Raw genomic sequence first — 17,355 nt, 5'->3', positions numbered from 1 at the left:
GTACGGGACAATGGCAGCCATGTGCTCTTCCCCGGACGTGGCGGTGGTCGTGTGAGTTTGTTCCGCGACGACGGGATCGTGCTGCGCACCCAGAAGCTCGGCGAAGCCGACCGCATCATCACGTTGCTCACCCGAGGGCACGGGCGGGTGCGGGCGGTGGCGCGCGGGGTGCGGCGGACGAAGTCGAAGTTCGGGGCGCGGCTGGAGCCGTTCAGCCATGTGGACGTGCAGTTCTTCGCGCGGGGCAGCGATCTGGTGGGGCGCGGCCTGCCGCTGTGCACCCAGACGGAGACGATCGCCCCGTACGGCCGGGGCATCGTGGCGGACTACGACCGCTACACGGCGGGCACGGCCATGCTGGAGACGGCCGAGCGGTTCACCGACCACGAGGGCGAGCCGAACGTGCAGCAGTATCTGCTGCTGGTCGGAGGGCTGCGCACCCTCGCCTCCGGCGAGCACGGCGCGGGCCTGGTGCTGGACGCCTTCCTGCTGCGCTCCCTGGCCATGGGCGGCTACGCCCCCAGCTTCGCGGACTGCGCCAAGTGCGGGATGCCGGGTCCCAACCGGTTCTTCTCGGTCGCCTCGGGCGGCGTGGTGTGCGGCGACTGCCGCGTCCCGGGCAGCGTCGTGCCGTCCCCGGAGGCGCTGCGGCTGCTGGGCGCCCTGCTGACCGGCGACTGGGAGACGGCGGATGCCGCTGAGCGGCGGCACTGCCGGGAGGGCTCGGGGCTGGTCTCGGCGTATCTGCACTGGCATCTGGAGCGGGGGCTGCGCTCCTTGCGGTACGTGCGGCAGGCGTCGAACGGTTAGGCTCGGGCGGGTCAGCTGTCCCTTGTCCCGCCCGCTGGAGATGAGTACCGAATGGCACGCCGCGGAATGCTGTCCTGGTCGCAGCAGCGCGAGTACCAGGCGCCCGAGCCGCATCCGTCGGGGGCCAGGCCGCCCAAGATCCCCGGTGAGCTCGTCCCGGGCCATGTGGCGGTCGTCATGGACGGCAACGGCCGGTGGGCCAAGCAGCGCGGTCTGCCGCGCACGGAGGGGCACAAGGTCGGTGAGGGCGTCGTGATGGACGTTCTCAAGGGCTGCCTGGAGATGGGCGTCAAGAACCTGTCGCTGTACGCCTTCTCGACGGAGAACTGGAAGCGGTCGCCGGAAGAGGTGCGCTTCTTGATGAACTTCAACCGGGACGTGATCCGCCGGCGGCGCGACGAGATGGACGCACTCGGCATCCGCATCCGCTGGGTGGGCCGGATGCCGAAGCTGTGGAAGTCGGTCGTCCAGGAGCTTCAGGTCGCCCAGGAGCAGACCAAGGACAACGACGCGATGACGCTGTACTTCTGCGTCAACTACGGCGGCCGGGCCGAGGTCGCGGACGCGGCGCGCGCTGTCGCCGAGGAGGTCGCCGCGGGCCGGCTCGACCCGTCGAAGGTCAACGAGAAGACGTTCGCGAAGTACCTGTACTACCGCGACATGCCGGACGTGGACCTCTTCCTGCGCCCTTCGGGCGAGCAGCGCACCTCCAACTACCTGATCTGGCAGAGCGCCTACGCGGAGATGGTCTACCAGGACGTGCTGTGGCCGGACTTCGACCGGCGCGACCTGTGGGCGGCCTGCCTGGAGTACGCCCAGCGCGACCGGCGCTTCGGCGGCGCCCTGCCGAACGAGGGCGGGCGGGCCGCGTCGGGGACGGAGTGAGCGGGCGGCGCGGGCGGCGTTAGCCCGCGAAGTTCCAGGAGACCGTGCCGCCCGCGGTCACGACGGTGGCCAGCACGATCAGGTCGGCGGCGCCGAGGGCGAGGCCGAGCAGGGCGCGGCGGGGCCTGGTGGTGCCGCGGGCGAGTGCCAGTCCGCCGAGAACCAGGGCGCAGGGGCCCAGGACGATGTTGAAGACCAGCAGTCCGACCAGGCCCAGCACGAACGAGGCCACTGCCATGTCGTTCGCGTCGGCCCGGCGGGTGCGGCCCTTGGTCAGTGCGCGGGGGGTGGTGCTCGTCGTGCTCATGATCGGCTCAGCTCCTTGGTCTTCTCGGGGCTCCGGTGGCCGGGCTCCGGAGCGACAGGGGGCTCCGGTGGCCGGGTTCTCCGGTTCCTCAGCTCCGTTGCCTGTGGCGGCGGTGGCGCTCGCGCACGGCGAAGACGAGCAGCCAGGCGGCGATGGCCGCGGCAGCGGTCAGGCTGACGGCCGGCGGCAGGTGGGCGGGTGGGCCCACCAGGACGCCCAGCAGGAGGAACGCTGCGACGAGGAAGAGCATGGGTCCCTCTCTCCGAACGGATACGGCGATTCCAGTGAACAAGTGTGGTGACAACTGTTCACTGAGTCTGAGAGTACCCCATTGCGGGGTCCGGCACACAACTGTTTACTGAACCCATGAGCACCACCCCCTCGCAACGGGACCTCCAGAAGGCCAGGACGCGCCGCGCCCTGCTCGACGCGGGCCTCGGCCTGCTCAGGGAGCAGAGCCTCAGCAGCCTCGGGCTGCGGGAGATCACCCGGGCCGTGGGCATCTCGCCCGCCGCGTTCTACCGGCACTTCCGCGACGTCTCCGACCTCGGCGTCGCCCTCGTCGAGGAGTCGCTCGGCAGCCTGCACGAGGTGATACGGAGCGGACTGACCGAGCGCACCGAGGACGCCGAGCGCATCGACCACCTCGTCGGCGCCATCGCCGCGTACGTGCGGGCGCACCCCGAGCACATCCGGTTCGTGGCCAGCGAGCGGCACGGCGGTGTGGCCGCCGTCCGCACCGCCATCGCCGCCGAACTCGACCGCTTCGCCGAGGAGGTGGCCAGGCTGCTGGCCGAGGACGAGGTCTCCCGCGGCTGGAGCGCCGAGGATCTGCGGATGCTGGGGGAGACGTACGTCGACACCATGGTGATGACGGCCTCCGCGTTCCTGGAGGCCGCCCAGGGCGAGGGGCCCTCCCCCGAGGCGGTCGCGCACACGGCCCGCCGCCAGCTCCGCCTCATCAGCCTGGGCCGCCGCCACTGGACGTCCGGGCAGTCCCCGGGCACGTGAGCCCTCGCTCGCTGTCCGCCCTCGCTCACCGGAGCCCCGGGGCGGCGGTCCCGGGGCGGGCGAGGCCTCTTGTCAGGCGGTACGCCTGCGGAACAGCGCCGCGCAGACCGGCAGGGTGACCGCGAGCAGCCCGCCGCACCAGGCGAGGGCGAGCCAGGGGCTTTGGCCGGTCGGCTGGTCCAGCAGCAGGCCGCGCAGGGATTCGATGACGGGGGTCACCGGCTGGTTGTCGGCGAAGCCGTGCAGCCAGTGCGGCATCGTCTCGACCGGCACGAAGGCGCTGCTGGGGTAGGGCAGGAAGAGCATCACGAACGTGAAGCCGCCCGCCGCCTCCGGGGTCTTGGCCAAGAGTCCCGCCGCGGCGCCGAGCCAGGAGAGGGCGGTGATGTAGGCGAGCAGGATGCCGACGGCGGCCAGCCACTGGCCGGTCCCCGCGTGCGGGCGGAAGCCGATGGCGAAGGCGACGCCCAGGACGGCGGCCGTGGCCGCCGCGTTGCGGGCCACGCTGGCGGCGACGTGTCCGGCCAGTACCGCGGTGCTGCTGGTGTCCATCGAGCGGAAGCGGTCGATGATGCCGCCCGTCATGTCGTTCGAGACGGTGGTCGCCGTCATGGACGCGCCGTAGCCCGCGCACAGGATCAGCACGCCGGGTGCCACGTAGGTGACGTACTTTCCGGTGTTCGTCTCGATGGCGCCGCCGAAGAAGTAGACGAACACCAGCATCAGCAGCACCGGCAGCACGAGCGCCGTGATCACGGCGTCCGGATTGCGGCGGGTCAGCCGGACGGACCGGCTCGCGAGGACGGCGTACTCACTCATGGGTCAGCTCCAGGAAGACGTCGTCGAGCGTGGCACTGTGCAGGGCGAAGCGCTCCACCTGGGCGCGCGCGGGGTCCAGTTCGTCGAGCAGGGCCCGTACGTGGGCCGCGCTGCCGTCCGTCGCGACGCCCAGCAGCAGCTCCTCGGGCGCCTTGTGCAGCAGCCGCCCGGCCAGGCGCGCGGCCATCGCCGCGTACGCCTCGTGGTCCGCCATGGTCAGGTCGAGGCGCTGGGCCGCGACCGTCTTCTTCAGCTCCGCCGGGGACCCCTCGGCGATCACGCGGCCTTCGTCGAGCACGGCGACCCGGTCGGCCAGTTGATCGGCCTCCTCCAGGTACTGCGTGGTCAACAGGACGGTGACGCCGGCCGCCGTGAGCGATCCGACCGCCTGCCACATCGTGCGGCGGCCCCGTGGGTCGAGCCCCGTGGTCGGCTCGTCCAGGAAGACCACCTGCGGGTCGCCGACGAGGCCCGCCGCGATGTCCAGCCGCCGGCGCATGCCGCCCGAGTAGGTGGCGACCCGGCGGCCCTGCGCCTCGGTGAGGCCGAACCGCTCCAGGAGTTGGTCGGCGCGCCGGCCGGCGGCCTTGCGCGAGTGGCCGCGCAGCGCCGCCATCATGCGCAGGTTCTCCCGCCCGGTCTGTTCCTCGTCGAGCGCCGCGTACTGCCCGGTCAGGCTGATCGCGCGGCGCACCTGGGACCGCTCGGTGACCACGTCGTGGCCCGCCACGCTCGCCTGTCCCGCGTCGGGGCGCGTGAGCGTCGCGAGGATGCGCACGGTGGTGGTCTTGCCCGCCCCGTTCGGTCCGAGGAGCGCGTACACGCTGCCGCGCCGTACCCGTAGATCCAGGTTCTCGAGTACGGACACGGACCCGTACCTCTTGCTCAGACCCCGGGTCTCGATCGCCCAACTCGTCTCAGGCAGTGGGTTCATGGCAGGCCCCCCTCTCTCTGTGTACCTCATACGCACTACTGCGTATGCTATAAACTTTACTGCGTATGCTATACACGAGCCGGGGGTCGGAGCGCAAGCGGAAGGCGGAGAATGGCGAAGCAGCAGACCGCACAGAACGGTCTCCCGGCCGGAGTGGCAGCCGCGTGGGGCCTGCGCGAGCGCCCTGGCAGAGGCCCGGCGCGCGGGCTGGACGTGCCGCGGATCGTGGGGGCGGCCGTCGCGCTCGCCGACGCCGAGGGGCTGGGAGCCGTCTCCATGAGCCGCGTCGCCACCGAGGTCGGCGTCTCCACGATGGCCCTCTACCGCTACGTCGAGGGCAAGGACGCCCTGCTGATCCTCATGGAGGACGCCGCGGCCGGCACCCCGCCGCCCGGCCCCGCGCCCGAGGAGGGCTGGCGCGCCGGGCTCGAACACTGGGCCCGCGCCCACCGCGATGTGCTCACCCGCCACCTGTGGATGGTCCGCATCCCGATCAGCACGCCGCCGCTGAGCCCGCACAGCGTGGAGTGGATGGAGCTGGCGCTGCGGTGCCTGCGGGGGACGGGGCTCGACGCGGAGGAGAAGCTGGGCGTGCTCGTGACGCTCAACGGCTTCGTCCGCAGCCACGTCTCACTGTTCGCGGACATCGCGGGAGCGGGCGGGGGGGAAGGCGGCGCCGACTGGGAGGAACTGGAGCCCCGCTACTGGCGCCTGATGACCCAGCTGACCGCGACCGGTGACTTCCCCGCCATCACGGAGATGCTCGCCTCCGGCGAGGTGGACACCGCCTTCGAGGAGGACGGGGACGAGGGCGAGGGCACCGCCGACTTCGAGTTCGGCCTGGCACTGGTCCTGGACGGGGTGCAGGCGCTCATCGAACGGCGGGCCTGACGGCGGCTACCGCCCGGGGGCGCACTCCCCGCAGGTGCCGAAGATCTCGACCGTGTGGCCGACGTCGACGAAGCCGTGCTCGGCGGCCACGGAGGCGGCCCATTTCTCCACGGCCGGGCCCTCGACCTCGACGGCCTTTCCGCAAGCGCGGCAGACCAGGTGATGGTGGTGGTCGTCGCTGTGGCAGCGGCGGTAGACGGCTTCGCCCTCGTCCGTGCGCAGCACGTCGACCTCGCCGGCGTCGGCGAGGGACTGGAGGGTGCGGTAAACCGTGGTGAGCCCCACCGAATCGCCCCGGTGCTTGAGCATGTCATGCAGTTCCTGGGCGCTGCGGAACTCCTCGACCTCTGCGAGCGCGGCGGAGACGGCGGCGCGCTGCCGGGTCGACCGGCCGCGTACAGGGGGACCTGCGGTGGTCACGCTCTGGCTCCTTACGTTCGTCGGCTCCGGGGAGTCGCCGGGCGGGGACTTCCGGTTCTGCGCGGCGTTCGCGACGACCCATTGTGCCAGGCGAACCCGGAGCGCGGGTATTACACCCTGGTAGGACGATCCGTACCGGCCGCGCTGTCGGCGCGCACACCGCCGCGGGCGCCGGCGGCGGCCTCGCCGCCGTCCGTCTCCAGGGCGTCCTCTCCCTCCTCCCGGAAGTGTTTCCCGCCGGTGCCGCCGGGATGCGTGGCCCCGAAGCGCCGCCGGGCCAGCGGCGCGGCCAGTGCGGTGACGACGCCGAAGAGGACGATGGCCAGGACGACGATGCTGGCCCCGGGCGGCACGTCGACGAAGTAGGAGGTCACCGTCCCCGAGAGGGTGACGACGACGCCGAAGCCGACCGAGAGCCCCAGGGTGGCCGCGAAGCCGCGGGTGGCCTGCTGTGCGGCGGCCACCGGAATCACCATCAGCGCGCTGACCAGCAGCAGCCCGACGACCCGCATCGCCACGGTGACCGTCACCGCCGCCGTCACGGCCAGCAGCAGGTTCAGCAGCCGCACGGGCAGCCCGGTGACCCGGGCGAACTCCTCGTCCTGGCAGATCGCGAACAGCTGCCGCCGCAGGCCGAGCGAGACGAGCAGCACGAAGACCGACAGGCCGACGATGGCGACGATGTCCTCGACGGCGACGGTGGTGATGGAGCCGAACAGGTACGTGGTCAGGTTGGCGTTGGACCCGTTCGGCGCCAGGTTGATGATCATGACGCCGCCCGCCATGCCGCCGTAGAACAGCATGGCCAGCGCGATGTCTCCGCGTGCCTTGCCGTACCAGCGGATCAGCTCCATCGCGATGGCGCCCAGCGAGGAGACGAGCACGGCCATCCACACCGGGTTGGCGCTCAGCAGGAAGCCCAGCGCCACGCCGGTCAGCGCGACGTGCCCGATGCCGTCGCCCATGATCGCCTGGCGCCGCTGCACCAGGTAGATGCCCACGGCGGGCGCGGCGATGCCCACGAGCAGCGCGGCGAGCAGCGCGCGCTGCATGAAGGCGAAGTTCAGCATCTCGATCATGTGAGCAGCCCCGTCTCGATCTTCGGTGCGGCCTCGGCGGGTTCGGCGCCGTGCGGGTGGCAGGCCAGGTCGTGCAGCCGGTCGGGGTTCTCCACCCGTTCGACCTGCCCGTCGCGCAGCACCACGGCCCGGTCGATGAGCGGGGCGAGCGGGCCCAGCTCGTGCAGCACCAACAGCACGGAGGTGCCCTCCTCCACCTGCTTGCGCAGGGTGTCGGCCAGCGCCTCCTGGTTGCCGACGTCCACACCCGCCAACGGCTCGTCCATGATCAGCAGTTCCGGCTCGGCCGCCAGCGCGCGGGCGATCAGCACCCGCTGGTGCTGACCGCCGGAGAGCGCGTCCACCGGGTCCTTGATCCTGCCGGCCATGCCCACCTGTTCGAGGGCGCGGCGCACGGCCGCCTTGTCGTCCCGGCCCAGGGGCCCGAAGCGGCGCCGGGCGAGCCGGCCGGCCGCCACCACCTCGCGGACGGTCGCGGGGACTCCGGCCGCCGCGGTGGAGCGCTGCGGAACGTAACCGAGCCGCTGCCACTGGCGGAAGCGGGCGAAGGGCGTGCCGAACAGCTCCAGCGTGCCGCCGGTGAGTGGGACCTGGCCGAGGACGGCGCGGATGGTGGTGGACTTGCCCGAGCCGTTGGCCCCCAGCAGCGCGACCGTCTCGCCGCGCGCCACCGTCAGGTCCACCCCGCGCAGCACGGGCCGCCCGCCCAGTGAGGCGGTCGCCCCGCGCAGTGCGACGGCGGGCGGGGCGTCGGCTATGGCGGGCCTGTCACGGTCCGCCGTCGGCTTCGTCGTCATGCCTTTACGTCCTCACTGCGCGCCGAGCGCGGTCTTGAGCGCGGTCAGGTTCTGGTGCATCACGGAGAAGTAGTCCTGCGTCTTCGGGTTCTTGACGCTCTCCAGGGGGCTGAGCACCGCCGTCTTGAGGTTCAGGTCGCCGGCCAGGGTCTTGGCGGTCTTGTCGCTGGCGTTGTTTTCGAAGAAGACGGTGTCCACGTCGTCCTTCTTCGCGATGTCGTGCAAGTCCTTCATCCGGGCCGCGCTGGGCTCGGACTCGGGGTCGATTCCGGCCACGGCCTCCTCGTGCAGGCCGTACCGCTCGGCGAGGTAGCCGAAGGCGGCGTGGGTGGTGATGAAGGTGTCGGTCTTCTTGCCCTTGAGGCCGTCCTCGAACTCCTGATCCAGCTTCCCGAGCCTCTTCACCAGGGCGTCGGTCTTCTTCTTGTACTCGTCCTTGTGGTCGGGGTCGGCCTTCTGGAGCTGTGCGCCGACGCCCTCGGCGACCTCGGCGTAGCGGACGGGGTCGAGCCACACGTGCGGGTCGCCGCCGGTCTCGTCGCCGTGGTCGTGGCCCTCGTGACCGTGGTCGTGGCCCTCGTCGCCGTGGTCGTGGCCCCCGTGTTCGTGGCCTTCCTCTCCGTGCACGTCGGTGCCGTGCTTCTCCAGGGTGGTGAAGGAGGTGGCCTCGGCGACGTTCTTCACGCCCGACTGCTCGACCGCCTCGTCCACGGCGGGCTGGAGCCCCTTGAGATAGACGATCATGTCGGCCTCGCTGAGCTCGCCCGTCTGCTTCGGACTCAGCTCCAGGTCGTGCGGCTCGGTGCCGGGCTGGGTGAGGTTCTGGACCTCGACGCGGTCCCCGCCGATCTGCTGCGCGAGATACGCCATCGGGTAGAAGGAGGCGGCTACGTGCACCTTGCCGTCGTCCCCGGTCCCGCTGCCGCACGCGGCCAGGGTGAGGGAGCCGGCGCCGAGGGCGGTGAGAGCGGCGCTGGTACGTATGAGGCGACGAAGGCGAGGACCGGTGTTCATGACACTCATTTTCACGAGAAATGGAAACGATTGTCAACTAAAGCTTTGCGCTACGTGATCGACACGGAGGGTGGTGACGGGGCGGGGGCGGTGGGCCGTCCGCGCCCCGAAAAGGCGGCCAACCGATTTGCTGAGCACCCCTCGCCGCCCAGTAATCTGAGGTATTCCGTCTCGTCGTCAATGAAGAGAGCACCGTGGCCGCCGACAAGATCGACACAATTGTCAGCCTCAGCAAGCGCCGTGGCTTCGTCTACCCGTGCAGTGAGATCTACGGCGGTCAGCGTGCCGCCTGGGACTACGGACCGCTGGGCGTGGAGCTCAAGGAGAACATCAAGCGCCAGTGGTGGCGCTCCATGGTCACCTCGCGCGACGACGTGGTGGGTATCGACTCGTCGGTGATCCTGGCCCCCGAGGTGTGGGAGGCATCGGGCCATGTCTCCACCTTCACCGATCCGCTCACCGAGTGCACCTCGTGCCACAAGCGGTTCCGGGCCGACCACCTGATCGAGGCGTACGAGGCCAAGCACGGCCGCGAGCCCGAGAACGGCCTGGCCGACCTCAACTGCCCGCACTGCGGCAACAAGGGCGGTTTCACCGAGCCCAAGCAGTTCTCCGGGCTGCTCTCCACCCACCTGGGCCCCACCCAGGACTCCGGGTCGGTCACCTACCTGCGCCCCGAGACCGCGCAGGGCATCTTCACCAACTTCGCCGCCGTCCAGCAGACCTCGCGCAAGAAGCCGCCGTTCGGCATCGCGCAGACGGGCAAGTCGTTCCGCAACGAGATCACGCCGGGCAACTTCATCTTCCGCACCCGCGAGTTCGAGCAGATGGAGATGGAGTTCTTCGTCAAGCCGGGCGAGGACGAGGAGTGGCAGCAGTACTGGATGGACCAGCGCTGGGCCTGGTACCGCGACCTCGGCATCCGCGAGGAGAACATCCGCTGGTACGAGCACCCGAAGGAGAAGCTGTCCCACTACTCCAAGCGGACGGCCGACATCGAGTACCGCTTCCAGTTCGGCGGCAGCGAGTTCGGTGAGCTGGAGGGCATCGCCAACCGCACCGACTACGACCTGACGGCCCACTCCAAGGCGTCCGGGCACGACCTGTCGTACTTCGACCAGGAGGCGGGCGAGCGCTGGACACCGTACGTCATCGAGCCGGCCGCCGGTGTCAACCGCGCCATGCTCGCCTTCATGCTCGACGCCTACATCGAGGACGAGGCGCCCAACGCCAAGGGCAAGATGGAGAAGCGCACCGTCATGCGCCTCGACCCGCGGCTGGCCCCGGTCAAGGTCGCCGTGCTGCCGCTGTCCCGCAACGAGAAGCTGTCGCCGAAGGCGCGCGGCCTCTCCGAGGCCCTGCGCAGGAACTGGAACATCGAGTTCGACGACGCGGGCGCCATCGGCCGCCGCTACCGCCGTCAGGACGAGATCGGCACGCCGTTCTGCGTCACCGTCGACTTCGACACCCTCGACGACAACGCCGTCACGGTGCGTGAGCGCGACACGATGAAGCAGGAGCGCGTCTCCCTCGACCAGATCGAGGGCTACCTCGCGGCCCGTCTCCTCGGCTGCTGAGCGCTCTCACTCTTCGCGCGCCTAGGGTCCGGCTCCCCATCGGGGGGCCGGGCCCTTTCGCCGTGACGTGCACGCGTGAACGTCACCCGGCGGTACGGCGCAGCAGCAGGCACACGAAGCCGAAGCTGTCCCGGTAGTCGCGCAGCCACTCGTCCCGGTGCTCGGCCGCCGCGCGCAGTGCCTCCGCGCTGTCGGGGTGGCCGGGATGGTCCAGCGCCCAACGGGAGAGCGAACCCGTCCAGTTCCACTCGTAGTCGTCCAGCTCGTGGCGGGTGGACAGGTGGGCGTACGTGGGCGTCCAGCCGTCGGCGGTCACCGCGTCCACCGTGCCCGCCAGGTCCTGGTACTCGCCCAGCATCTCCCGTGCCCGCGCGCTCGGTTCACCCTCCCAGTAGGCGTCGCCCACCAGGACGGTCCCGCCGGGGGCCAGGTGCCGGGCGGCGGCGTCCAGGGTGGGCAGCAGGCCGCCGAACGCGTGCGTGGCGCCCACGCTGAGCACCACGTCGTAGGCGTGCGGCGCGGTGAACGCGTCGGCCTCGGCGCGGTGCAGCGTCAGCCGCTCGGCCGCGCCCGCCTGCTCGGCCCGCTGCCGGGCCCGCTCCAGCGCCGGTGCGGAGACGTCCACGCCGGTCCCGGTCGCGCCGGGGTGCCGCTGAAGGGCGCGCAGCAGCCAGGCGGCCTCACCGCAGCCGAGGTCCAGCACGCGCTCGTCACCCCGTACGAGGGCGCGCGCGAGCAAGCGGTGCACGGAGGAGTCGTCGAGCGGGGCCGCGACGGGGTGGTCGGCGTGGGCGAGGAGGGAGCGCGTCTGTCGGTCCATCCGGGCACTGTGGCAGGTCCCGGCTCCCCCTCACCGCTGCTTTTCCGACGGCTTGCCGAAGGCGGTCGTGCCCAGCTCGAAATCGAACGGCGGGGGGACGTGCGCGGCTTTGCCGAACGGGCACGTCGTGCGCCTCCTGTACCCCTCCGGTGCCGGGTCGGAGAAGACGGAAACGGTCTGCTCCCGCATGTCGAGCAGCAGGTACACGGCGACGCCTGCTGCGGCGTAGACCGCCAACTTGTCGCTCCAGTCGACGTCGCGGGTCGACGCCGAGGTCAATTCGGCGACGAGAGTAAGGGATTCGCCGTCGATGTACCGCTCGTGCGTGTCGAAGGCCTTCTCGGAGGCGACGAAGACGTCAGGGCCGAAGGCCCGTTCCTGATCCGGGAAGGTGAAGAGGTAGGGGGAGCTGTCCACGAGGGCGCCCGTGGGTACATGCGGTTCGAGCTGGGTGCGCAGGGAACGCATCACGCGCAGGTAATACCCCTTCGACCACGGCGACATGACGATGTTTCCCCCGATGATCTCCGCCCGGTAGCCGTCGGGCACCTCCATGGTCATGAGTGTCCGGAACAGCGCCTGGAAGCTGTCCTCGGGTACCTCGGGGGTCTCTATGGCCGTCGGTCGATCGAGCATCACAGTCATGATGCGCCTTCCCGGTGCGGTGAGCCAGTCGCAACTCACCGTAGCGACGCGCTCTGACAATCGGAGCGCGTGCGGGGGACAGGCCCCCCGAAGGGGTTACACGGGGGAGGCCGCCGCCCGCAGGACCGCGTCCAGCAGGCCCGGGAAGCGGGCGTCGAGGTCGGCGCGGCGCAGGCAGTTGATCTTCGCGGTGCCGCGGTAGCACTGGTTGATGACGCCCGCCTCGCGCAGGACGCGGAAGTGGTGGGTGGAGGTCGACGTGGCGACGGGAAGCTCGACCTGCGAGCAGGTGGCGCCCTGGCCCTCGCCCTCTCCGTAGCCGTTCAGCGCGGTGATGATGCGCAGCCGCATGGGGTCGGCGAGCGCGTGCAGCACGGCGTCGAGGCGGATCTCCGCGCGGGCGGGGTGCGGGAGTTCGCGTACGGCTGTAGTCGTCGGCACAGGGTCATAGTACGGCAGGCATCGAAATTTGACAGCTCTCGTAATACGGTGGTTATCGTACTAGTGCCGAGTGGCCCCCTGACCGATTGGAGAGCGCCGTGAGCGCACTGTTCGAGCCCCTCACTCTGCGGTCGGTGACCGTGCCCAACCGCGTCTGGATGGCGCCGATGTGCCAGTACTCCGCCGCCCCCGAGGGCCCGGACCAGGGCGCGCCCACCGACTGGCACCTGGCCCACCTCGGCGCCCGCGCCTCCGGCGGACTGGGCCTGGCGCTGGTCGAGGCCACGGGCATCACCCCCGAAGGCCGGATCAGCCCGTACGACCTGGGCCTGTGGAACGACCGCCAGCAGGAGGCCTTCACCCGCCTCACCCGCTTCCTGCGCGAGCAGGGCACCGTCCCCGGTATCCAGCTCGCGCACGCCGGACGCAAGGCCTCCACCGAGCGCACCTGGGTGGAGCGCGGCGCGCCCCTCGCCCCCGGCGAGAACCACGGCTGGCAGCCGGTCGGCCCCAGCCCGCTCTCCTTCGACGAGCGGCACTCCACGCCCACCGAGCTGTCAAGGGACGAGATCGCGACGCTGGTGCGGCAGTTCGCCGACAGCGCCCGCCGCGCGCTCGCGGCCGGCTTCCAGGTCGTCGAGGTCCACGGCGCCCACGGCTACCTGATCAACGAGTTCCTCTCGCCGTTCAGCAACCGCCGCACCGACGAGTACGGCGGCACCTTCGAGGGCCGTATCCGCTTCGCGCTGGAGGTCGTGGACGCCGTCCGCGCCGTGTGGCCCGAGGAACTGCCGCTGTTCTTCCGCACCTCCGCCACCGACTGGCTGAGCGAGAACACCGAGGACGGCCGCGAGGGCTGGACCGGCGAGGACACCGTGCGGCTCGCCAAGGAACTGCTGGCCCGCGGTGTGGACCTGCTCGACACCTCCACGGGCGGCAACGCGCCCGACGCCCGCATCGAGGCCGTGCCCGGCTACCAGGTGCCGTTCGCCGAGCGGGTCAAGAAGGAGACCGGCCTGCCGGTGGGCGCCGTCGGCCTGATCACCGAGCCGCGCCAGGCCGAGGAGATCATCGCCTCGGGCCAGGCCGACGCGGTCCTGCTCGGCCGCGAGCTGCTGCGCCGCCCCTACTGGGCGAACGAGGCCGCGGTCGAACTGGGCGCCGAGCCGCGGCGCCCGGTGCAGTACCACCGGGCGTAAGCCCCGCCGTGCCGCTCTCGGGCGGCGGCCTACTGCCGGGCCGCCGCCTCGGCCGGGCCGCCGCCTCGGCGGGGTCGCTGCCTCGGCCGGGTCGCCGCCTCGGCGGGCAGCCGCAGGACTCCGCCCGCGTGCGGGAGGCGAACCGGGCAGCCCGTAGCTCGTCGCGGCGAACGAGCTGAGCGGCACTCCGCCCCCTTCCTTGCCGGGGACGATCGCCTCGCTCGAACCCGCGTCCACCCCGACGGACGGCTCTTCGCGGGACGTCAGTTCAGCTGCCGTACGAAGGCGACGAGGAACAGGGCACCGGCCAGGCAGCCCATCCACACCGCCGGCAGCACCCAGCCGGCGCGGCGCTCGCCCCGCAGGGGGCCGTCATCCGGCGGTGCAGCCCCGCGAGGCCGTACAGCAGGCCCGTCGCCGCGACGGCGACGGGGCAGCCCACCGCGAAGTGCGCGAGCCACGCACCGGCCCTGCTGGGGCCGCCCCAGGAGGTGTCGTAGGGCCCGTCGTCGACGAACCCGTACAGCACCCCGCGGGCGACGAACAGCACCAGCATCCCGACGAGCAGCAGCGCGAGGACGCCGAGCAGCACGGTGAGGACGGCGTGCACCACAAGCCGTACCGTCCCGGTGCGGGGTCCGTCGTCCGGTTCCGTTCCGGGGCGGGGGCCGTCCGGTTCCGTCCGCGCCCGCAGGAGTCCGAGCGCGCTCCGGGTCCGCCCCGCGAGCGCGGCGACGAGTGCGAGCAGACCGGCGGGCAGCAGCACGGCGGCTGCTCCCACCTCGCGCGCGAACCGCCGCTTGAAGGACGCCCGCGGCACCGGCACCGGCGCGGACGACGAGAGTTTCTCCGCAACGTTCATGGGCGGGACGCTAGAGCGGCACCCACGCCACTCACGACACACCACGGAGCCATCCCACCCCGTACCCCGGTAGGGGAGGGACGGCGGATGGGACGGCTCCGCGGTGGGGGGCTCGCGTGCGCGCGACGCCTCGCATATGCGGTGGACGGGCAGGCGCCGGCCAGGTAACACGTGAGGGCGTCGGGCGCGGCGGCGCACGGTGGTGCGCCCGTGCCCGACGACGTTGCCGCCTGTCGCCGGAAGGAGTGCTCGCCGTGCCGGAACCGCTCGTGGTGGAGGTACCGCAGTGGCAGGGGTCGTCGTCCGCCACGGCGCGACGACGGCTGCCCGCCGGAGCCGGGGCGCTGGCGGACCTGCTGCCGTTCGGCCGCCGCCTGCGCCCGCGGACGGACGCATCCGGGGGGACCGGGGGAAGCGGACGGACGGCGCAGGGCGTACGCGCGCTCGACGCGCTCACCGCCAACCTGGCGGCGGTCCGCGCGGCGCTGGACGAGGCGGACGCGCCCGTCCTCGTGACGGTCGGCGGGGACTGCGGCGCCGAGCTCGCCCCCGTCGAGCGGGCGCACCGGCTCCACGGCGAGCGGCTGGCCGTGGTGTGGTGCGACGCCCACGCCGACCTCAACACAGCGGCCTCCTCGCCGTCGGGCGCCTTCCACGGCATGGTGCTGCGCACCCTCCTGGGCGAAGGGCCCGAGCCGCTGCGGTGCGAGCGGCCCCTGTCGCCCGGGCAGATCGTGCTGGCCGGGGCCCGCGCACTCGACCCGGCCGAACGCCGGTTCGTCGCCGCACACGGCATCCGGCACCTCGGCGTCGCGGAACTGGCCGACCCGCGCGCCCTCGTCGAAGCGGTCGCGGCGACGGGTGCCGCAGCGGTGTACGTCCACGTCGACCTCGACGTGCTCGACCCCGGTGTCTTCTCCTCCGTGGGCGTCCCCGAGCCCGGCGGCCTCGCCCCGCACAGGCTCGCCGACGCCGTGCGGGCGCTGGGCGAGAGGTTCCCGCTCGCCGGTCTCGGCGTGACCGAACACCAACCCGCCGAGGACCCCGCCGCCCGCGCGGCCGACACGGCGGTCCTCGACCACCTCGTCCGGGTGCTGGCCGACACCGTCTCCCAGTGCGCCCGCGAGGACGTCCGCCGCATCGAACGGCACGCTCTGGGGGCCTGGCCGGCGCCGGTCGCACACACCGCGGGCGGCTGGCTGCTGAGGCACACACCGGGCATGCGGCGGCTGCGCTCGGGCAACACGGCCCTGCCGCTGCCGCCCCCCGGCGCCTCCGCCGCGCAGGAGTCCTCCGCCGCGCAGGAGTCCTCCGCCCGCGAGTCCTCCGCCCGCGAGCCCGCCGACCGCGAGCCCGCCGCCCGCGAGCCCGCGGCCCACGAGCCCGCCCTGCGCGAGCTCGAAGCGTTCTACGCGGCGCGCGGCCTGCCCGCCGCGGTGCAGGTCTCTCCCGCGGCCCGGCACGTGACGTTGGACGAGCACCTGGCAGCGCTGGGCTACACGCTCGGCGAGCCCATCCACGTGCTCACCGCGCCCACCGAAGCGGTCGCGGCCTGCCCATCCGGCAGCGGCAGCGCAGCCCACGCACCCCCGGACGCCATGGAGGGCGGCAGCGGATGGCAGGTGCGAGTGGACGAGGCGCTGACACCGCAGTGGCTGGAGGACTTCACGGCGTTGGACGGGCAGGAGGACAGCCGCGGCCTCGCCGAGCAGGTCGTCTCCCGGATCAGCTCGCCGGTGGCCTGTGTCAGCGCCCTGAGCGCGGACCGACGGGCCGTCGGGCTCGGCCTGTTCGTCGGCGGAGACGAGCGGTGGGCGGGCGTCTACTGCATGGTCACCCACCCGGGGGCCAGGCGGCAGGGCGTGGCCGCCGCCGTCCTGCGTGCCGGTGCCCGATGGGCGGCCGGCCGGCGCATCCGGGGCCTCTACCTCCAGGTGGCGCGGTCCAATCCGGCCGCGCGCGCCCTCTACGCCCGAGCGGGCTTCTGCTACGCCTACAGCTACCACTACCGCCTGCGCGGGGTCTCACATGGTGGGTCGGCGACCGAGGCGCCCGGTTCGCGGGTTACCGTCCGCTGATGCACATCCTCAGCGTGAACGTCGGCCCGCCACGCCGGGTGGAGTACACCGACGCGCCGTCGGGCGCCACCGGCATCGGCAAGAGCCCCGTGGACATGCCCGTGCGGGTGGCCGCGCCGGGGGAGCCCGGCGTGGGAGCCGGAGGCGTGGCCGGCGACGCGGTCTGCGACCTGCGATACCACGGCGGCGACGACAGGGCCGTCTACGCGTTCGCCCGTGAGGACCTCGACGCCTGGCAGCGGGAACTGGGCTGCGTCCTGCCGCACGGCGCGTTCGGGGAGAACCTCACCACCAACGGCGCCGACCTGCGCGAGACCCTGGTCGGCGAACGCTGGCGGGTCGGCCCCGAACTCGTACTGGAGGCGACCGGCAGCCGCATCCCGTGCCGCACCTTCGCCGGCTGGGTGGCCGAACAGGGCTGGACGAGCGCCAAGGGCTGGCTGCGCCGCTTCACCCTGGCGGGCTCGCCCGGCGTCATGTTCCGCGTCGTCCACCCCGGTACCCTGCGGGCGGGCGACGAGGTGGAGGTCCTCCACCGGCCCGGCCACCAGGTCACGGTCGGCGGTCTCTTCCGCGCCGTGACGACCGACCGCAAGCGGCTTCCGGACGTGCTGCCCGCCGCCGCGTGGATGGAGCGGGAGCAGCGGGAGATCGCCGAGAAGTACGTGGCCAAGTACGGCACCGGCTGACCGCGGCGCGCGCCGGCGCCGAGTACGACGGACTCGGGTCCCCAGCCCTCCGCCGTCCCCACGCCCCGGAGCCGCCC

At 72.2% G+C, this 17,355-nt stretch carries 20 protein-coding genes; 8 read left to right on the top strand and 12 right to left on the bottom strand.

The window, feature by feature from the left end:
* Window positions 1-51: 51 nt before the first annotated feature.
* Window positions 52-810, top strand: a complete 759-nt coding sequence (recO, locus tag AB8Z75_RS10590; RefSeq protein WP_114021914.1) for a DNA repair protein RecO — start codon at window positions 52-54, stop codon at window positions 808-810.
* Between the two features lie 51 nt (window positions 811-861).
* Window positions 862-1,695, top strand: coding sequence for an isoprenyl transferase (locus AB8Z75_RS10585; protein ID WP_369201199.1), 834 nt, complete (start codon window positions 862-864; stop codon window positions 1,693-1,695).
* A gap of 19 nt (window positions 1,696-1,714) precedes the next feature.
* Here AB8Z75_RS10585 and AB8Z75_RS10580 read toward each other — a convergent pair whose 3' ends face one another.
* Both AB8Z75_RS10580 and AB8Z75_RS10575 read right to left on the bottom strand, forming a co-directional pair.
* On the bottom strand, window positions 1,715-2,002 hold the full coding sequence (locus AB8Z75_RS10580) for a DUF4190 domain-containing protein (RefSeq protein ID WP_369201198.1): 288 nt from the start codon (window positions 2,000-2,002) through the stop codon (window positions 1,715-1,717).
* Window positions 2,003-2,090: 88 nt separating this feature from the next.
* Entirely contained in the window at window positions 2,091-2,252 is a 162-nt protein-coding gene (locus AB8Z75_RS10575; RefSeq protein WP_369201197.1) for a hypothetical protein, read from the bottom strand.
* A gap of 116 nt (window positions 2,253-2,368) precedes the next feature.
* Here AB8Z75_RS10575 and AB8Z75_RS10570 point away from each other — a divergent pair, with 116 nt between their 5' ends.
* Window positions 2,369-3,013 carry a TetR family transcriptional regulator gene (locus AB8Z75_RS10570; protein WP_369201196.1) on the top strand — a complete coding sequence of 215 codons (645 nt, stop codon included), beginning with the start codon at window positions 2,369-2,371 and terminating at the stop codon, window positions 3,011-3,013.
* 72 nt (window positions 3,014-3,085) lie between these two features.
* Here AB8Z75_RS10570 and AB8Z75_RS10565 read toward each other — a convergent pair whose 3' ends face one another.
* Window positions 3,086-3,832 (bottom strand): ABC transporter permease, encoded by a 747-nt coding sequence (locus tag AB8Z75_RS10565; RefSeq protein ID WP_369201195.1) that lies wholly within the window; start codon window positions 3,830-3,832, stop codon window positions 3,086-3,088.
* Window positions 3,825-4,766: an ATP-binding cassette domain-containing protein gene (locus AB8Z75_RS10560; RefSeq protein ID WP_369201194.1), complete on the bottom strand. Its 942-nt coding sequence runs from the start codon at window positions 4,764-4,766 to the stop codon at window positions 3,825-3,827. The genes AB8Z75_RS10565 and AB8Z75_RS10560 overlap by 8 nt, the downstream gene beginning before the upstream one ends.
* Before the next feature lie 111 nt (window positions 4,767-4,877).
* Between AB8Z75_RS10560 and AB8Z75_RS10555 the strand changes: the two genes are divergently transcribed.
* Complete coding sequence (locus tag AB8Z75_RS10555) at window positions 4,878-5,657, top strand: TetR/AcrR family transcriptional regulator (RefSeq protein WP_369201193.1); 780 nt, start codon at window positions 4,878-4,880, stop codon at window positions 5,655-5,657.
* A 6-nt stretch (window positions 5,658-5,663) separates the two neighbouring features.
* Here AB8Z75_RS10555 and AB8Z75_RS10550 read toward each other — a convergent pair whose 3' ends face one another.
* The 4 genes from AB8Z75_RS10550 to AB8Z75_RS10535 form a co-directional block, all read right to left on the bottom strand.
* Window positions 5,664-6,077, bottom strand: a complete 414-nt coding sequence (locus AB8Z75_RS10550) for a Fur family transcriptional regulator (RefSeq protein ID WP_369201192.1) — start codon at window positions 6,075-6,077, stop codon at window positions 5,664-5,666.
* A 110-nt stretch (window positions 6,078-6,187) separates the two neighbouring features.
* Entirely contained in the window at window positions 6,188-7,156 is a 969-nt protein-coding gene (locus AB8Z75_RS10545) for a metal ABC transporter permease (RefSeq protein WP_369201191.1), read from the bottom strand.
* Complete coding sequence (locus tag AB8Z75_RS10540; RefSeq protein WP_369201190.1) at window positions 7,153-7,953, bottom strand: metal ABC transporter ATP-binding protein; 801 nt, start codon at window positions 7,951-7,953, stop codon at window positions 7,153-7,155. Before AB8Z75_RS10540 ends, AB8Z75_RS10545 begins: the two co-directional genes overlap by 4 nt.
* A gap of 12 nt (window positions 7,954-7,965) precedes the next feature.
* Window positions 7,966-8,967, bottom strand: coding sequence for a metal ABC transporter substrate-binding protein (locus AB8Z75_RS10535; RefSeq protein WP_369201189.1), 1,002 nt, complete (start codon window positions 8,965-8,967; stop codon window positions 7,966-7,968).
* 194 nt (window positions 8,968-9,161) lie between these two features.
* Between AB8Z75_RS10535 and AB8Z75_RS10530 the strand changes: the two genes are divergently transcribed.
* On the top strand, window positions 9,162-10,544 hold the full coding sequence (locus AB8Z75_RS10530; RefSeq protein ID WP_369201188.1) for a glycine--tRNA ligase: 1,383 nt from the start codon (window positions 9,162-9,164) through the stop codon (window positions 10,542-10,544).
* Between the two features lie 82 nt (window positions 10,545-10,626).
* Here AB8Z75_RS10530 and AB8Z75_RS10525 read toward each other — a convergent pair whose 3' ends face one another.
* The 3 genes from AB8Z75_RS10525 to AB8Z75_RS10515 all read right to left on the bottom strand — a co-directional run bounded on the left by AB8Z75_RS10525 (window position 10,627) and on the right by AB8Z75_RS10515 (window position 12,450).
* On the bottom strand, window positions 10,627-11,364 hold the full coding sequence (locus AB8Z75_RS10525) for a cyclopropane-fatty-acyl-phospholipid synthase family protein (protein WP_369201187.1): 738 nt from the start codon (window positions 11,362-11,364) through the stop codon (window positions 10,627-10,629).
* A 30-nt stretch (window positions 11,365-11,394) separates the two neighbouring features.
* Entirely contained in the window at window positions 11,395-12,000 is a 606-nt protein-coding gene (locus AB8Z75_RS10520) for a Uma2 family endonuclease (RefSeq protein WP_369201185.1), read from the bottom strand.
* A gap of 105 nt (window positions 12,001-12,105) precedes the next feature.
* Entirely contained in the window at window positions 12,106-12,450 is a 345-nt protein-coding gene (locus AB8Z75_RS10515) for an ArsR/SmtB family transcription factor (protein ID WP_369201183.1), read from the bottom strand.
* A gap of 98 nt (window positions 12,451-12,548) precedes the next feature.
* Between AB8Z75_RS10515 and AB8Z75_RS10510 the strand changes: the two genes are divergently transcribed.
* Window positions 12,549-13,649, top strand: a complete 1,101-nt coding sequence (locus AB8Z75_RS10510; RefSeq protein ID WP_369201182.1) for an NADH:flavin oxidoreductase/NADH oxidase — start codon at window positions 12,549-12,551, stop codon at window positions 13,647-13,649.
* Between the two features lie 268 nt (window positions 13,650-13,917).
* Here AB8Z75_RS10510 and AB8Z75_RS10505 read toward each other — a convergent pair whose 3' ends face one another.
* Complete coding sequence (locus AB8Z75_RS10505; protein ID WP_369201181.1) at window positions 13,918-14,511, bottom strand: hypothetical protein; 594 nt, start codon at window positions 14,509-14,511, stop codon at window positions 13,918-13,920.
* A gap of 254 nt (window positions 14,512-14,765) precedes the next feature.
* Between AB8Z75_RS10505 and AB8Z75_RS10500 the strand changes: the two genes are divergently transcribed.
* Both AB8Z75_RS10500 and AB8Z75_RS10495 read left to right on the top strand, forming a co-directional pair.
* Window positions 14,766-16,589: a GNAT family N-acetyltransferase gene (locus AB8Z75_RS10500; RefSeq protein WP_369201180.1), complete on the top strand. Its 1,824-nt coding sequence runs from the start codon at window positions 14,766-14,768 to the stop codon at window positions 16,587-16,589.
* The gene (locus AB8Z75_RS10495; RefSeq protein ID WP_369201179.1) at window positions 16,589-17,278 is read left to right on the top strand and encodes an MOSC domain-containing protein; all 690 of its coding nucleotides are present in this window, start codon (window positions 16,589-16,591) and stop codon (window positions 17,276-17,278) included. The genes AB8Z75_RS10500 and AB8Z75_RS10495 overlap by 1 nt, the downstream gene beginning before the upstream one ends.
* Window positions 17,279-17,355: the final 77 nt, after the last annotated feature.

This window comes from Streptomyces sp. PU-14G, assembly GCF_041028275.1.
In the GTDB taxonomy this organism is placed as follows: domain Bacteria; phylum Actinomycetota; class Actinomycetes; order Streptomycetales; family Streptomycetaceae; genus Streptomyces.
This window is presented reverse-complemented; position numbering and strand designations above follow the sequence as displayed.

Bases quoted from the DNA above. Each gene is read 5' to 3' on its own strand.
- AB8Z75_RS10580 (WP_369201198.1), bottom strand. From the start codon at position 2,002: ATGAGCACGACGAGCACCACCCCCCGCGCACTGACCAAGGGCCGCACC.
- AB8Z75_RS10575 (WP_369201197.1), bottom strand. From the start codon at position 2,252: ATGCTCTTCCTCGTCGCAGCGTTCCTCCTGCTGGGCGTCCTGGTGGGC.
- AB8Z75_RS10520 (WP_369201185.1), bottom strand. From the start codon at position 12,000: ATGCTCGATCGACCGACGGCCATAGAGACCCCCGAGGTACCCGAGGAC.
- AB8Z75_RS10525 (WP_369201187.1), bottom strand. From the start codon at position 11,364: ATGGACCGACAGACGCGCTCCCTCCTCGCCCACGCCGACCACCCCGTC.
- AB8Z75_RS10540 (WP_369201190.1), bottom strand. From the start codon at position 7,953: ATGACGACGAAGCCGACGGCGGACCGTGACAGGCCCGCCATAGCCGAC.
- AB8Z75_RS10545 (WP_369201191.1), bottom strand. From the start codon at position 7,156: ATGATCGAGATGCTGAACTTCGCCTTCATGCAGCGCGCGCTGCTCGCC.
- AB8Z75_RS10495 (WP_369201179.1), top strand. From the start codon at position 16,589: ATGCACATCCTCAGCGTGAACGTCGGCCCGCCACGCCGGGTGGAGTAC.
- AB8Z75_RS10535 (WP_369201189.1), bottom strand. From the start codon at position 8,967: ATGAACACCGGTCCTCGCCTTCGTCGCCTCATACGTACCAGCGCCGCT.
- AB8Z75_RS10565 (WP_369201195.1), bottom strand. From the start codon at position 3,832: ATGAGTGAGTACGCCGTCCTCGCGAGCCGGTCCGTCCGGCTGACCCGC.
- AB8Z75_RS10570 (WP_369201196.1), top strand. From the start codon at position 2,369: ATGAGCACCACCCCCTCGCAACGGGACCTCCAGAAGGCCAGGACGCGC.
- AB8Z75_RS10555 (WP_369201193.1), top strand. From the start codon at position 4,878: ATGGCGAAGCAGCAGACCGCACAGAACGGTCTCCCGGCCGGAGTGGCA.
- AB8Z75_RS10505 (WP_369201181.1), bottom strand. From the start codon at position 14,511: ATGAACGTTGCGGAGAAACTCTCGTCGTCCGCGCCGGTGCCGGTGCCG.
- AB8Z75_RS10585 (WP_369201199.1), top strand. From the start codon at position 862: ATGGCACGCCGCGGAATGCTGTCCTGGTCGCAGCAGCGCGAGTACCAG.
- AB8Z75_RS10560 (WP_369201194.1), bottom strand. From the start codon at position 4,766: ATGAACCCACTGCCTGAGACGAGTTGGGCGATCGAGACCCGGGGTCTG.